This window comes from Gimesia sp. (genome assembly GCF_048260065.1).
GTDB lineage: Bacteria > Planctomycetota > Planctomycetia > Planctomycetales > Planctomycetaceae > Gimesia.
The window spans coordinates 1-13908 of record NZ_JBLXHC010000012.1 but is presented as its reverse complement, the minus strand read 5'-3'; the positions used below and the strand labels follow the sequence as shown (position 1 = coordinate 13908).

At 51.1% G+C, this 13908-nt stretch carries 12 protein-coding genes; 8 read left to right on the top strand and 4 right to left on the bottom strand.

The features are described from left to right. Nucleotides 1-108: 108 nt before the first annotated feature. Nucleotides 109-978 carry a leucine-rich repeat domain-containing protein gene (locus ACN0YN_RS20880; protein WP_417386955.1) on the top strand — a complete coding sequence of 290 codons (870 nt, stop codon included), beginning with the start codon at nt 109-111 and terminating at the stop codon, nt 976-978. Nucleotides 979-990: 12 nt separating this feature from the next. Here ACN0YN_RS20880 and ACN0YN_RS20875 read toward each other — a convergent pair whose 3' ends face one another. Together ACN0YN_RS20875 and ACN0YN_RS20870 are read right to left on the bottom strand one after the other, a co-directional pair. Beyond that, entirely contained in the window at nt 991-1788 is a 798-nt protein-coding gene (locus ACN0YN_RS20875; RefSeq protein ID WP_417386954.1) for a glycosyltransferase family 2 protein, read from the bottom strand. Between the two features lie 186 nt (nt 1789-1974). Further along, nucleotides 1975-3699, bottom strand: a complete 1725-nt coding sequence (locus ACN0YN_RS20870; RefSeq protein WP_417386953.1) for a diguanylate cyclase — start codon at nt 3697-3699, stop codon at nt 1975-1977. A 363-nt stretch (nt 3700-4062) separates the two neighbouring features. On the opposite strand from ACN0YN_RS20870, the gene ACN0YN_RS20865 reads away from it, so the two are divergent. The 4 genes from ACN0YN_RS20865 to ACN0YN_RS20850 all read left to right on the top strand — a co-directional run bounded on the left by ACN0YN_RS20865 (nt 4063) and on the right by ACN0YN_RS20850 (nt 8294). Continuing rightward, complete coding sequence (locus tag ACN0YN_RS20865) at nt 4063-4815, top strand: 3-keto-disaccharide hydrolase (RefSeq protein WP_417386952.1); 753 nt, start codon at nt 4063-4065, stop codon at nt 4813-4815. Nucleotides 4816-5047: 232 nt separating this feature from the next. Beyond that, nucleotides 5048-5980 carry a hypothetical protein gene (locus ACN0YN_RS20860; protein ID WP_417386951.1) on the top strand — a complete coding sequence of 311 codons (933 nt, stop codon included), beginning with the start codon at nt 5048-5050 and terminating at the stop codon, nt 5978-5980. A gap of 360 nt (nt 5981-6340) precedes the next feature. After that, nucleotides 6341-7357 carry a 3-deoxy-7-phosphoheptulonate synthase gene (gene aroF, locus ACN0YN_RS20855; RefSeq protein ID WP_417386950.1) on the top strand — a complete coding sequence of 339 codons (1017 nt, stop codon included), beginning with the start codon at nt 6341-6343 and terminating at the stop codon, nt 7355-7357. Nucleotides 7358-7406: 49 nt separating this feature from the next. After that, on the top strand, nt 7407-8294 hold the full coding sequence (locus ACN0YN_RS20850; RefSeq protein WP_417386949.1) for a sugar phosphate isomerase/epimerase family protein: 888 nt from the start codon (nt 7407-7409) through the stop codon (nt 8292-8294). A gap of 12 nt (nt 8295-8306) precedes the next feature. On the opposite strand, the gene ACN0YN_RS20845 is transcribed toward ACN0YN_RS20850, so the two are convergent. Beyond that, a complete protein-coding gene (locus ACN0YN_RS20845; RefSeq protein WP_417386948.1) occupies nt 8307-9785 on the bottom strand; it encodes a sulfatase in 1479 nt (492 codons plus the stop codon). Nucleotides 9786-9908: 123 nt separating this feature from the next. Between ACN0YN_RS20845 and ACN0YN_RS20840 the strand changes: the two genes are divergently transcribed. Then, complete coding sequence (locus tag ACN0YN_RS20840; RefSeq protein WP_417386947.1) at nt 9909-10595, top strand: protein-L-isoaspartate(D-aspartate) O-methyltransferase; 687 nt, start codon at nt 9909-9911, stop codon at nt 10593-10595. A gap of 11 nt (nt 10596-10606) precedes the next feature. Here the strand turns inward: ACN0YN_RS20840 and ACN0YN_RS20835 are convergent, their stop codons facing one another. Beyond that, a complete protein-coding gene (locus tag ACN0YN_RS20835; RefSeq protein ID WP_417386946.1) occupies nt 10607-12085 on the bottom strand; it encodes an amidohydrolase in 1479 nt (492 codons plus the stop codon). A gap of 485 nt (nt 12086-12570) precedes the next feature. On the opposite strand from ACN0YN_RS20835, the gene ACN0YN_RS20830 reads away from it, so the two are divergent. Further along, entirely contained in the window at nt 12571-13065 is a 495-nt protein-coding gene (locus tag ACN0YN_RS20830) for a hypothetical protein (protein WP_417386945.1), read from the top strand. A 170-nt stretch (nt 13066-13235) separates the two neighbouring features. Continuing rightward, complete coding sequence (locus ACN0YN_RS20825; RefSeq protein WP_417386944.1) at nt 13236-13850, top strand: hypothetical protein; 615 nt, start codon at nt 13236-13238, stop codon at nt 13848-13850. The last annotated feature ends 58 nt before the right edge of the window (nt 13851-13908 follow it).

The following is a 13908-nucleotide window of genomic DNA, read 5'->3' as shown; positions in this document are numbered from 1 at the left end:
AGAAACGAAAACCAGTTGATAATCATTTGTCTGAGTTGTCTTGTAAGCATCTTCCTGTTTACCGGTTGCAGCGAGGAAAAAGCTCCCGAAAAGACAGCAAAGAGTACAGTGGCAGATCCCCCTGTCCCGACAGCGCCTGCCGGCCCTGTCGTTCTGACGGAACAGGATATTCACGATCGGCTGAAGAAAAATAATCCTGATTATCAGAACAAAGCCGAGTTCGGAAAGGAAAACGGAGAAATCATTTCAGCCAAACTGGTCGGCGTGGAAGATATTTCAGGCTTGAAAGGAATGAAACTGCAGTTTCTGGATCTGATGAACTGTCCCGTTTCCGATTTAAGCCCGCTGAAAGGCATGGATCTGCAGTATCTGGATCTCACGCATTGTCCAGTCTCTGATTTGAGCCCGCTGACAGGAATGAAAATCCAGGAACTCTACCTGGAAGGTTCGTTCGTCAGTGATCTCAGCCCTTTACAGGGCATGCCGATCCGGATTCTGCGTATGGAGCACACCCCCGTTTCAGACATTTCCCCCCTGGAAGGTATGCCCCTCAACCAACTCAATCTGTTTGACACCAAGGTCAAGAACCTGGGGCTGATCAACACACTCCCCCTCAAGACGCTCTGGATTCCCAATACGGAAATTACCGATATCTCCCCGCTGAAAGGCATGCTGCTGGAGAGCCTGGATATTCAGGACACGAAAGTCGCCGACCTCACACCACTGCGGGGCATGCAGATCCTGCGGTTGAATCTCGCGAATTCCGCTGTGACAGATTTGACGCCTCTGAAAGGCATGCCATTACAGCGACTGATTTTTACTCCGGCTAATATCAAAAAAGGCTTGGATGTGATCAGGGAAAATCCATCCATTCAAGGTCTGGGAACCAGCTTTGATACCGTCAAAGCCGCAGAGGAATTCTGGAAGGAATTCGATGCCGCTCAGACAAAACCTGAGAAGCAGAAATCTGACAAATAACCAGCAACTCGGTCAATCGACAAGATACTGCTGATTCTGAGAGAACAGATCCAATTTCCAGATTTTCAGTCGGTTTAACCAGTATTGCAGCATCACGACCAGCGTCAGAAACCCATAGCGGGCACTGCGTCTGAAGTTGATGCTCGAAGCCTCTTCAAAGTAGCGAACCGGAACCGGGATGTCGCTCATCTTGAATCCAAATCGAACAGCCTGTGCCAGGAACTGGGTGTCGAAAATAAAATCGTCCGAATTCTTGTCGAAAGGAATCGTCTCCAGAACTTTACGGCTGTAAGCACGAAAGCCACTGTGAAAATCTCCCAGGTTCTGACCGAGGGCAATATTTTCAACAATCGTCAGAAACCGGTTCGCGACGTATTTATAAAAAGGCATCCCGCCTGCCAGAGTTTCCGCCCGGGTTCGAATCCGTGAGCCGAGAATCAGATCGCAAATCCCCAGTCGAATCAGTTCCGTTGCGACTGGAATCACCCGACTGTCATATTGATAATCGGGATGAATCATCACAACGTAATCCGCGCCTGCATCCAGAGCATAGCGATAGCAGGTCTTCTGGTTTCCACCATAGCCTTTATTTTGCTCATGCTGAATCACCGTCAGCCCCAGCCGTTTTGCGACCTCGACGGTATTATCACTGCTGCAGTCATCGACCAGAACGATTTCATCAACCGATCCTTCGGGGATATCTGCAACGGTCCGTTCCAGAGTACTGGCAGCGTTATAAGCAGGCATCACAGCAACGACACGTCCTCTCCCTGGCGAGGAACTGTTTGAGCTGGAATCAGGATCGGACATAAGATTATCAAATTCAGAACAGGGGAGACTGGCTGTTCCGTTTTCCATCTACAGAACAGAGAAACTAAAGACACCGGCTCAAGACCTCGTTCGTGATTGTGGTCTAAGCGGGTCATACTCAGGTATGCATTGTTTACGAGTGGATATTCATAAACAAGTGAAAACTGCCTCGTTTTAAGTAATCATTCAGACCGGAGCCGAACTCAGGCTGCAAACTCGATTCCGTCCTTCTGCTTTTGCCTGATACAGGGCACTGTCCGCGGCAGCCAGCATCGCCTGAACACTGTCCATCACATGAGGTGAATAAGTCGAGATTCCCAGGCTGGCTGTGACGGGAATGTGAACATCGTTAAATTTGATAACACTCGCTTCGATTGAATGTCGTATCACTTCAGCGATTCGTTCCGTGCCCGTCAGCCCCACTTCTGGTAACAGAATTGCTAATTCTTCACCACCATAGCGGGCAGCGATGACATTATCCGATGATCGAATCTCCTGAATTCGTTCTCGTAAAATCTGTGCAACCCGTCGCAGAACTTCATCACCTGCCTGATGTCCGTAAGTATCATTGACCGATTTGAAGTGATCCAGGTCGATTAAAATCAGCGAACAGGCCATCTCGGCCGACTGGGCACGATGAAACTCATCTTCAAACAGTTCATCAAACGAACGTCGATTAACCAGTCCTGTTAAGCCATCCTGTCGTGCCTGACGTTCAATCGTCGCATGACTGAGTACTTTCAGCAGTGTATTCGATAAAAACTGTGAGGCCCAGGAAATCAGTCTTAATGATCGTTCATCATAAGGCTGGCTGTCCTGGCTGGTCAGACAGAGTACGCCGATCCGCTTCCGGTTGGTAATCAGAGGCGAGATCAAAGCAGCCCCTACCAGCGATCGAATCCCATGATTTTCCAGCTGGTCACCCGCCAGCGATGTATTCTCACCGGAATTGAGCCCCAGTTGAACTAAACGCATCTCATGTTCACGCCAGCGGGCTTTCACGCCGGACTGGAGTGTAATTCCACATTCGACAATCGCCTTACATCCACTGGGATCACCGGGCGTTGAGAGAAACAACCCTGCTCTGCTTGAATTGGTCAGGTGTCGTAAACGATCCAGAAATTCTTCCAGCATAATCACCGGAGTCTTAAACTGCTGGTCTGCCAGGGAACGCAACTCGAGTTGTTCGCGCGTCACGCGTAACTCAAACCGATGCGATTCAAAATCCTGATTCTTGACAATATTACGCGACACACAGATCAACAGCCGCTTCGCCAGCTTAATCTGCTGTACTTCCTCGACCCCTTCGGGATACAGATCTGTCGTAATAAAGATGCCGGAAATATCTTTTTTATCGTAAACCGCCAGCAAGCACAGCTTCTGGATGCGGGCTTTGTCCTGATCGTGAAAACAATGATAGACATTCGATTCTCGAAGTTTATCACCACGCAGTACAAGCACATTCTGGTTACGTAACTGCTTCAGTAAATTCCGGTCAACGTCATAAATGGCCTTGGTATTGCGCGAAAGGCCCCGTGATTCGCGGAGCTTGAATTCACCATTAATATGATTCAGGTATAACCCGAATCCATCCCGCAGCGAAGGCACATAACGTTTTAAGAGCAGTTCGATTGCCTGGTCGAAATCAGACTGTGACACAAACTCTCTTAATATGTGATTCTCGATCAGCGTCATCGCCCGATCGGACTGAATATCCTGTAACTCAACTTCGAATTCAGAAAGATTACGCTGAAACTGCTCGTTCTCTTTGCGTACTGCTGACATTTTGAAAGTGTAGACAACATATTGCAGCAGACAGACACAGGCGATGGCCGCAATACTGGCATTGGTAATGCCCTGCGACACATTTTGAGTGATGACTTCAATGATAGATGCAATAAGATAAGACAACTGAGCCCTGCGCTTTCTAACCTGCAATCGAGATTATATCTGATGAATCCCGCGGAATCTCCACGAGGTTCATACAAAACCTAGTCCAGAAATCGCTGATAGATGAACACAATTTTCACTCGCGTCCCATGATTTTCCCTCATGACTTTGCCTGACCCCTGAATTCGACATAATCCTCATAAACCGATATTTTTGGCTTTCGATTTGGACTCCATTATTTTCTAATAGTGAGAATTCAGGCGTGTGTGCCTTTAACCTTGATCTCTGAAACAGGATGAGACAGAAACAGGTCCAACCGCGAAGCCACCCTGAAACAGGTGTGCTTACCGTTCCCAACCCTTTTGACATAGCATCAGGCCATTTATGAATATTTTGAATCCATCAGGAAATACATCGCTGCAGACCCGTCTCCCCCAAACCGGCCTGCTTCTGATCCTCATATTCAGTCTGATGACCAGTCCGGTTGTCTCAGCAGATAACCCGGCAGAAAAAAAGGAAGCCGGCAAAGCAGAAAAACAGCCCGAACCCAAATGGATTTCTCTCTTCAACGGCAAGAACCTGGATGGCTGGAAAGTCCCGCAATTCGGAGGTGAAGGCGAAGTCCATGTTGAAAAGGGAAACCTGATTCTGGAAATGGGCGTCGATCTGACCGGCGTCACCCTCGACGATCCGAAAAATCTTCCGCTGACAAACTATGAAGTAGAACTGGAAGCCATGCGGGTCGATGGAACCGACTTCTTCTGCGGACTGACCTTCCCCGTCAAAAAAGATCCCTGCTCGTTCATCCTGGGAGGCTGGGGGGGCAGCCTGTGCGGTATCTCCAGCATCGACGGAGATGACGCATCACAGAACAGCACGACGACATTTCAGACGTTTAAGAAGAACCAGTGGTATAAAATCCGTCTGCAGGTCACCGACCATAAAATTCAGGTCTGGCTGGATGGAAAACAGATTGTGGACCAGAATCTGAAAGATCGCAAGATCTCAATCCGCCACGAAGTCGAACTCTCCCGCCCTTTCGGTATCACCTCATTCAGCACGACAGCTGCTTTGAAAGATATTCGGATCAGGAAACTGACACCCGAAGAAGTCGCCAAGACGGCACCGCAGAAATAATACCACACGTTGATTTAGATCAACACGTCGATGGATTAAGTCACCACCGGACGTGCCAGGCATTTATTGCCTTAACTCATAAACTGTTCCATTTACAGTCTTTATGAATCGACCGCCGTTTCAATAATGAAACTGGTATCCCTTTTGCGTTTACCCTGCCAGAGATAGCTCTGGTCTTCTTCGGAATTCCAGGCTCCGGGTCATTTCACTCTCAAGGCAGAACGGCATTCCATTGAATTCGCAAATTACCGCAGAAATCGCAGCTGTCATTGCATCTCAAAGTCTTTCGCTCATTGAAGGAACAGCTCCGCTTTCCTCCGACGTCCTCTGTGACTTCTGGTATCACGGGCAGGAACATCTGAAACAACGACGACGTGTTCTGGAACCGCTGGCGAAGTCAGACACTCCGAGCGATCTCTCCGAATCAGAACTCGAAGTCATTTTCAAAGATTTCTTTGCCGAAGAAATGCTGATCCGGGTTGTGACCACCGTTCTGGCTGCGACAGATCAAAAACGAAAACAGTGTCAGGCCGAGCCCATATCCCGCAGTCTCTACCTGGCTTTCCTGGATCTGAAACGCGTCGTCCTGGGTGTGATGGTCGCGGAAAACCATCTGAGTCTGGAGGCCCTCAAACGAATTAATAGCACGAGACGCTCAATCGAACGCTGGACCGACCTGATGCTCGGACAGTTTGTATTACGATACGATCTGCAGGAATTTGCCCACGATCCGGAACGCGCCCGCGATTTCGGTGAAGACCAGTCTTCAAATCTGAATGCCCCCTCCCCCGTTCAGACCTGGGATCTGATTACCGCCGGCCTACGAATTTCATTCCCCGCCGGACTGACCAGCCAAAGCAGTGACCACTGGGAAAAAATGCTGGCAGCCGTTATGGCCTGTTATCCGGAAGACTGTTTCCATCAGTCTGCGATGATGAAATCAATCCAGCAGATTCGTATCGCGCGCAGTGGACTTGCCGCTGAAACACACCCCGATCAGATTCCAGAACAGTTTCGTACACTGTTACCTCACGCCTCATCAAACAATCAACCTCACTTCAAACCCACAGATCCGAAGCAGCAGGAACTGGACTCGGCACACAAAAAGCAGGGCATCAGTTTCACGCATCTCCACAAGCGAAATACAAAAGGCCCACATTTCTAAGCCACTCAGCCCGGTTGAGAAACTTTTAAATTTCTCGGTTGACTTAATTTGTTCCGCAGGAGTATGATCTAACCATGCAGTTTCCTCTGATGGAAATTTGCTGGAAATCAGATTTTCTCCGTTTTGGAGTTTCTCCGTGACACATCGGTTTGGTACTTTTAGCTTTAATTTTGTGCGGCTGTCCTATTTTACAGCCTGGCACTTTTTGAGCTATTGGTTTACCGGAACAGGTTACCTGACCGATCGAATACATACCGTTCATAACTGATGAACAGCCCCTGAAATCGATTGGCCCTGTAACCTCACTGGTTACAGGGCTTTTTTTATTCCCTGAGACTGAAATAGAAATGAGTCAACGCCATGATTGTTGTGATGAAACCTAATGCCACTGAAGAAATGGTCCAGGCCATGGTCAGACGCGTCGAAGAAATGGGACTGAAAGCCCACGTCATCGTCGGTGAAGAACGAACCGTCATCGCCGCTGCAGGCATCAAACGTGACGGACATCAGGAAGAACTGGAATCCTGTGCCGAAGTCGAAAAAGTCGTGCCCATCATCGCCGCTTATAAAGTCGCCAGTAAAGAAACCAAGCCGGAACCAACGGTTGTCACCACACGCGATCTTAAAATTGGTGGTTCACATGTTGGCGTGATCGCCGGTCCCTGCTCTGTAGAAAGTGAAGAACAGATCCTGCAGGTCGCCCACCAGGTCAAAGCTGCTGGCGCTACCGGACTGCGTGGCGGTGCTTTCAAACCGCGCACCAGCCCCTACTCTTTCCAGGGTATGAAAGAAGACGGCCTCAAGCTTCTCGCGCTGGCACGGGAAGAAACCGGCCTCGCCGTCGTCACCGAAGTCATGACGCCTAACCATGTCGATCTGCTCTGCCAATACGCGGATGTCCTGCAAATCGGTGCCCGCAATATGCAGAACTACCATCTTCTGCAGGCGGTAGGCGAAACCCGGCTTCCTGTCCTGCTGAAACGCGGCCCTTCTGCCACGATTGAAGAATTCCTGCTCGCCGCCGAATACATCCTCGATCAGGGAAATCAGCAGGTCATTCTCTGCGAACGCGGCGTCCGGACATTCGAAACACATACCCGCTTCACACTCCCGCTGGCCACCGTTCCTTATCTGCATGAACGGACTCACCTGCCAGTTGTCATCGATCCCAGTCATGGAACGGGTATCGCCAGCCTGGTGCCTCCCATGTGTGCCGCTGCGATCGCGGCCGGCTGTGACGGCCTGATCCTGGAAGTTCACCCCGATCCGTCTCGCGCCATGAGCGATGGCGCCCAGTCCCTGACGCCGGACGCCTTCTCTCAAACGATGGATCTCTGCCGCAAGGTTGCAGCAGCCGTCGGAAAAGAATTAGGATAAGTCAGTCGTCTGCTGTCATTCGAAGCAACCTGTTCCCGGGAGTCCGTTCATGAAGCTCTGTCTTTTTTCAGTCAGTTATGCCGGTTTCTGGGGACAGCATGCCTTGAACTTGAATGAGTTCATCTCCCAGTCAGCCAAACTGGGTTATGATTCCGTGATGCTCATGGGAAAACGCCCGCATCTGGCTCCTCTGGACTCCTCTCCGGAACTGATTGAATCGATCAAAGGTGCCCTCGAACATCATCAGATCAAATGCGCGATCATCGGCGGCTATACTGATTTCGCTGGCTCTGCTGCTGCGGAAGTCCCTTTGATCGAACTGCAGATTCAGTACGTTCAGCAGCTCGCGGAAATCGCCAGCCAGCTGGGAGCTTCAACCGTTCGCATTTTCACCGCCTATGATTCTCCCCGGCAGACACCGCATGCCCTCTGGAATCAAACCGTTTCCGCATTGCAGGAATGCTGTGACCGGGCGGCAGAATACGATGTCACAGTCGCCGTCCAGAACCATCACGATGTCGGCGTCCATTCCGATGCCCTGCTCGAACTCCTGTTTGACATCGACCGCCCCAACTGCAAACTGGGCTTCGATGCCTGGTCCCCTGCTCTGCGTGGCGAAAACCTGTTCGACGCCGCTCGCAAAATGGCCCCCCATACTGCGATCACAACCAACGCCGACTACATCAAACTCCCCCGCTTTGCTTACCAGCCCGACCTCATCAACTATCAGCGACAGGAACCCGATCTGGTCCGCGCTGTCAAATTCGGTACGGGTTTCATTGATTACTCCGCCTTTTTTCATGGCTTGAAAGAAGGGGGCTTCAATGGCATCGCCACCTACGAAATGTGCTCCCCCATCCGAGGCGGAGGCAGCCTCGATAATCTGAATGAATACGCCAGCGAATACCTCACGTGGATGAAAACGCACCTGCTTTGAGAAGTGATCCACTCACTTCTTTTCAGGAATAAACTCCATCAGCTGTTGCACAACCTTCGGTTTTGATTTCGCCAGATTTTCAACCGGGTCGGGTGTGTCTGTCACATCATACAGCTCAATGTCAGTTGGCTTCCCTTTTTTCATCGTAGCCGTCAGACGATACTGCTGCGTACGCACGCTCACCGCATTACTCCAGTAACTCAATGCCGCCTTGCGAATCTCCGTTTTCTCTCCCGTCAGAATCGGTTTCAGACTCTTTCCGTCCAGGGGATATTCGGTCTTGCGAAATGCAGGCTGACATAAATCGATCAACGTCGGATAGATATCCACGGTTTCCACCAGCGCTGCTGACTTTAATCCTGCCTCCGCCACACCCGGTGCGCGAATCATCAAGGTGCTTTTTAATGCCCGTTCCAACGGAGCATGCTTGGCCCACAACGCGGAATCACCCAGAAACCAGCCATGATCTCCCCAGACCACCACAATCGTATTCTCGCGCAGTCCCAGCTCATCCAGCGTCTTTAAGACTTTTCCAACCTGCCGATCGGTGTAACGCACACACGACAGATACCCCCGTCGTACATTTTCCCGCGCCGCGCGAGACAGGGGACGCGTTTTCTCATACTCCATGTCATAACTGTAAAATTCGCCGCTCTTATGCCAGTACGCCGACTCTGGTTTCTCCGGATGAGGGACCGGCGGAATGTCGACATTCTCAAAAGCGTCCCAGTCCTGCTTCGGTGCAACGAAAGGTAAATGCGGTTTGAAGAATCCCAGTCCCAGAAAAAAAGGTTGATCGCCTGCTTTATATTCCCGCAGCTTTTCAATCGCTGCTTTTGCCAGCAGACCATCGGGTAGATCTTCGTCCTGCTCTACTTTGAACTCCATCAGGTCCCGGATCCCACTCCCATCTTCGCGACTGCGTCCGTTCGCATACGCAAAAAAGATCCCCCAGCCCCGCTTCCACGAACCAAAGGGGGTCGCCAGCTCATCCCAGGCATGAGGCAGCTCATCGCGACCATCCCCTTTCCCGTTGTATTCAAAGACGCGACCATCCGCCGTATGCGAAATCTTGCCGATACACGTCGTCCGGTAACCGCTCCGCCGAAACAGTTCCGGCATCGTCTGCGCACCGGCGGTCTGTTTTGCAGATAAAGCAGATGCCCCACTGTAAAAGGCCTGGTTCTTACGAGTCACTCCGGAACTCGCTGGACTCCGCCCCGTCAGCAAGGCATACCGCGAAGCGCCACACGTTGGAACCTGCACAAAATGGTTCGTAAACAGCACACCTTCTGAAGCCAGCTGATCCAGCGACGGGCTCTGCACATAAGGCAGTCCATAGCACCCCAGTTCCGTGCGCAAGTCGTCAATGGCAATCAGCAGCACATTCGGTTTGGACTTCCCCGTAGTTTCAGCGGCGGGAATTTGTTTCACCTCAACCAGCAAACTCAAAACGATAATCAGACAGCAGACAGGAATGCGAATCCACATTATTCAATAACAACTCCGAAAAGGATGTACTAAGTAACCGCAATGTGACACAATGGAATTATAACAGACTGACACCGTTTTTTCTTGATAACCGCGTGTCACTTTTTCCGGGAAGGTACTCTCATGAGCAGTCATTCCGAATCCGACTTCGATGATGTCTTTCAAAATGCGAAAAAGACGATGATCGAAAAGCATCTTCGACAGCGGGAGATTACCGATCCCCGCGTGCTGACAGCGATCGAATCCGTTCCCCGCGAAGAGTTCGTGCCTCCGGAATCACGGCGTTTTGCCTACAATGATTGTGCGCTCCCCATCGACTGTCACCAGACAATCTCTCAGCCTTTTACCGTTGCCTTCATGTGTGCCGCAGCAGAGCTGACCGGAAAAGAAACCGTCCTCGAAATCGGCACGGGCTCCGGTTACGGCGCCGCCGTTCTCTCACAACTCGCCCGCGAAGTCCATACGGTCGAACGCATTCCCGAACTCGCCAGTCAGGCAGCCGAACGACTGCAGCGTCTCGGCTATGACAATGTCCACGTCTATACCGACGATGGTACATTGGGCCTGCCTCAGAAGGCACCCTACGATGCGATCATCGTCACTGCTTCCTCAGAACAACTGCCGGCCCCCTATCAGGAGCAGTTGAGCGAAGGGGGAAGAATCATCATCCCCCTCGGCTCAGAGTCAACCGGCCAGCGGATGTACCGCTTCACGCTCCGCAACGGAAGACTCTCCGAGGAAATTCTGGGAGCCTTTGTCTTCGTCCCGTTGATCGGAAAATTCGGTCACCCGTCCGACCATCCTGAATAATCGACTGCGAATCACCGGATTTTTACCGGCGGCTTCTGTCCTTTGGGAATCAGTGTAATATATTTCCGGTCTTTCATACGCTGATCAAAGTCCGCTTTGGCTTCCGTCACCAGTGCCGGGTTCTCCATCAACTCAACGGTCGTTGCTGCCAGCGCCTGCGCCGCATACAGAATTCCCTTCTCACCAATCGAAGAGCCGATACAAGCCACATTCTGCCAGCTGTGTCCCGGATTTCCCGCAGCGAAACAGGTCGTCCGTAGGCCCCCCGTGGGAATGTGCCAGCTGATGTCCCCCACATCGGTCGATCCTTTGGAAGAGGTCTTCGATTCCTGCAATGTATGTACGCGGCTGTCAATCGCCACGGGAAACTGCTGACCGAACTCTTCAATCAAAGGTTGCTGAATGCGGCGGGCAAACGCTTTTTCTTCCTCGGAAAATTCAGGTGGTCCAATCGTCGTCAGCTTTTCGTGAATGACTTCTGATAACGGCGTATTGGGAATCAGCTCATGATTGTCTGTATCCACCTGCACCGAAAGTTTCGTCCGCGTCATCAGCGCCGCCCCTTTGGCGATATCGACGACCCACTTATAATACCGCTCCAGATCCTCATGCGTATTCGCCCGCACATAATACCAGACGGTCGCTTTCGCGGGCACCACGTTCGGCTGCCCCCCTCCGTCGATAATCACATAATGCATTCGCGCGTCCTCCTTCACATGCTCGCGCATGTAATTCACGCCGGTATTCATCAGCTCAACGGCGTCCAGCGCACTCACTCCACTTTCGGGGCTCACCGAAGCATGCGCAGGCAGCCCGGTAAACGTGAACTTCACAGAGACCAGTGCTTTGGAACTTCCCAGATGCACGTTGGTATTGTTTGAAGGATGCCAGTGCAGACAGATATCCAGATCCTCAAACTGCCCGTCCAGCAGCATGTAAACTTTTCCCAGTCCCGTTTCTTCCGCCGGCGTGCCATACAGTCGCACGGTCCCTTTCAACTGATGTTTGTCGATCGCTTCTTTGACCGCCAGCGCTGCCCCCAGAGCCGCAGTCCCCAGACCACTGTGACCACAGGCATGCCCCGCGCCCCCCTCTGTCTGCGATTCCCGATAAGGAACCGTCTTCTGCGACAACCCGGGCAGCGCATCGTATTCGGCCAGAATTCCAATCACAGGTTTTCCGCTGCCGTAAGTCGCCACAAACGCGGTTGGCATATCGGCCACACCACTTTTGACTTTGAACCCGTCCTGCTTCAGTTTTTCAATCAACAGTTGAGACGACTGATTTTCCTGCAGGCCGACCTCTGCATAATTCCAGATCGACTGGTTGACGGCTTTCAGATCTTCTGCCTGTCTGATCACATCATCGACGGCCGTCTGTTGTGCTGCACTCAGTTTCTCTGACGCTTTCTCATCCGCCTGGACAAGACAGGTCAGCATCAACGTACTCAGCACACATCCGATCGTACTCACAACATTCGCTCGCATCATGATCTTTCTCTCCGTAAACCGAACGCTTTTGAAATGGAATCATTTTAGCCTACCAAAGCCTGCGCAGATTGTCATCTCTATTCCCTGTTCACTTTCCCCTGATCAGTTCAAACCGCACCAGTGGAAGAAATCGACTTGACTCCGTCGCGCCGCCACAGAGACTTTCCAGTTATGCGTCGCGCGCATAGCATGTTTTTCTGCCCGATGAACAGCGCGAACCGGAAGAAATCTGTTAACTGAATATTCCCCTTTATCCACTTGAAAATCACCTGTCTCTGTCGCATGACTGCCGATCCTTTCATCGCTTATCGGTCCCGCTTTCTGCACGTTTTCTGCAGTCTGATACCACTTTTGCCCCCTGACTCCACCAGACCCGCGTCAATCCGGCGCAGAACCGATAACTGCAGTTGACCTGCACGTGCCGACCTGCATGATCTGCTACTTCGCACCGTCTGTAATTCCTGTTTGAGATCGGAGACAAAACCATGACGACAACTCCCCCAAAAACCAGAACCCGTATTTCCAGCGAACAGCGACATCAACTGCTCGAGGCGGTCAAAATGTTACTCGGACTGCACAGGCACCCGTCTGATATCAAACGGGCTATCAGCAAAGAATACCAGCTCTCGCCCCGATCCGTCGAACGTTATATTACACGTGCCCGTAATGAAATGGTCGAAAGTCTGACCATCCCCCTGGAACAGTTGCGTGCCCAGTCATTTCAGTATTATCTGTATAAACTCCAGCATGCAGATCTTTCCGAACGCGAACAGATTCGCTGCCGCGAACGCATGGACAAACTCCTCGGACTCGACTGCCCTACCCAGCCGCGCCAGAAACGACGGTGGCGAAATTTGACACCGGAAAAGATTAAGAGCATGTCGAAAGAAGAACTCGATGCCGCATATCAACTTGTTCAGAAAGATTATTATCGCAGCCAGGGCCAACCATATCCAAAGGTCGATTCAGCACCAAGATGAAAAATGAGCACGATAACAACTGGTTCAGATGTGTCTCTTAAAATTCTGATCTCCAGAACTGTCAGCACAACACATCACAGTTTCTGCTTGCATCCTCAATCAGAAGTCGGCAAGATTAAGTCAGGCATCCATGCCTCCCGTCTACTCTGTTCAGGAAGAAAGATGTTTCTATGCGCTCAATGCCCTTCATCTGCCTGGTCGTCACTTTCATTCTGCTGACACAGGCTTCACCGGCAGATGCCACGAACGACTATTTCCTTCCGGGCGACGCTTTCTTTCCCTCAAAACTCAGGCTGAAAGATCTGAAACAACACGAGCAGGGAGCCGAACCGGTATTTAACTATAACTATATCTGCGAACTGGCCTTCTGTGGTTACGCCGGCTATTCGCAACTCAAGCTGGACAAGCAGAATTCAGAACTCGCGCAGAATATTCGCAAAGCCTATTCGTATATTCGTCAAAGGCAGCCGATCAGACTCGTACCCAAAAAATTCGTCAAGAACCCCGGAACAAAACAGGGGCTCCCCAACCTGGAGAACTTTAATGAGATCAACAGCCTGAGCATTTTCTTTTACAACGCAGACCACGACTGGCAAAGCTGGAAAATTGCCATCAAGTACAATGAAAACTGGCGCGAGGAAATGAAAAAATTCATCAACGCCGGTTCGTATTGTGCCTTCGTCAAAACGACTCCTGCGCTCAATCATTCGCAAGAACAGGGGAAGAATGTCCCGCCTCTGAATGTCGAGTTACCTGAAGAGGACATTAGAGCGCGTCACAGATAACCGTAGCGGTAGCCACAGTGTGTAATGTAGTTCCTGCTTTCTGTGCTGGTGATCTGAT

Bases quoted from the DNA above. Each gene is read 5' to 3' on its own strand.
- ACN0YN_RS20875 (WP_417386954.1), bottom strand. From the start codon at position 1,788: ATGTCCGATCCTGATTCCAGCTCAAACAGTTCCTCGCCAGGGAGAGGA.
- ACN0YN_RS20865 (WP_417386952.1), top strand. From the start codon at position 4,063: ATGAATATTTTGAATCCATCAGGAAATACATCGCTGCAGACCCGTCTC.
- aroF (WP_417386950.1), top strand. From the start codon at position 6,341: ATGATTGTTGTGATGAAACCTAATGCCACTGAAGAAATGGTCCAGGCC.
- ACN0YN_RS20850 (WP_417386949.1), top strand. From the start codon at position 7,407: ATGAAGCTCTGTCTTTTTTCAGTCAGTTATGCCGGTTTCTGGGGACAG.
- ACN0YN_RS20845 (WP_417386948.1), bottom strand. From the start codon at position 9,785: ATGTGGATTCGCATTCCTGTCTGCTGTCTGATTATCGTTTTGAGTTTG.
- ACN0YN_RS20840 (WP_417386947.1), top strand. From the start codon at position 9,909: ATGAGCAGTCATTCCGAATCCGACTTCGATGATGTCTTTCAAAATGCG.
- ACN0YN_RS20835 (WP_417386946.1), bottom strand. From the start codon at position 12,085: ATGATGCGAGCGAATGTTGTGAGTACGATCGGATGTGTGCTGAGTACG.
- ACN0YN_RS20830 (WP_417386945.1), top strand. From the start codon at position 12,571: ATGACGACAACTCCCCCAAAAACCAGAACCCGTATTTCCAGCGAACAG.
- ACN0YN_RS20825 (WP_417386944.1), top strand. From the start codon at position 13,236: ATGCGCTCAATGCCCTTCATCTGCCTGGTCGTCACTTTCATTCTGCTG.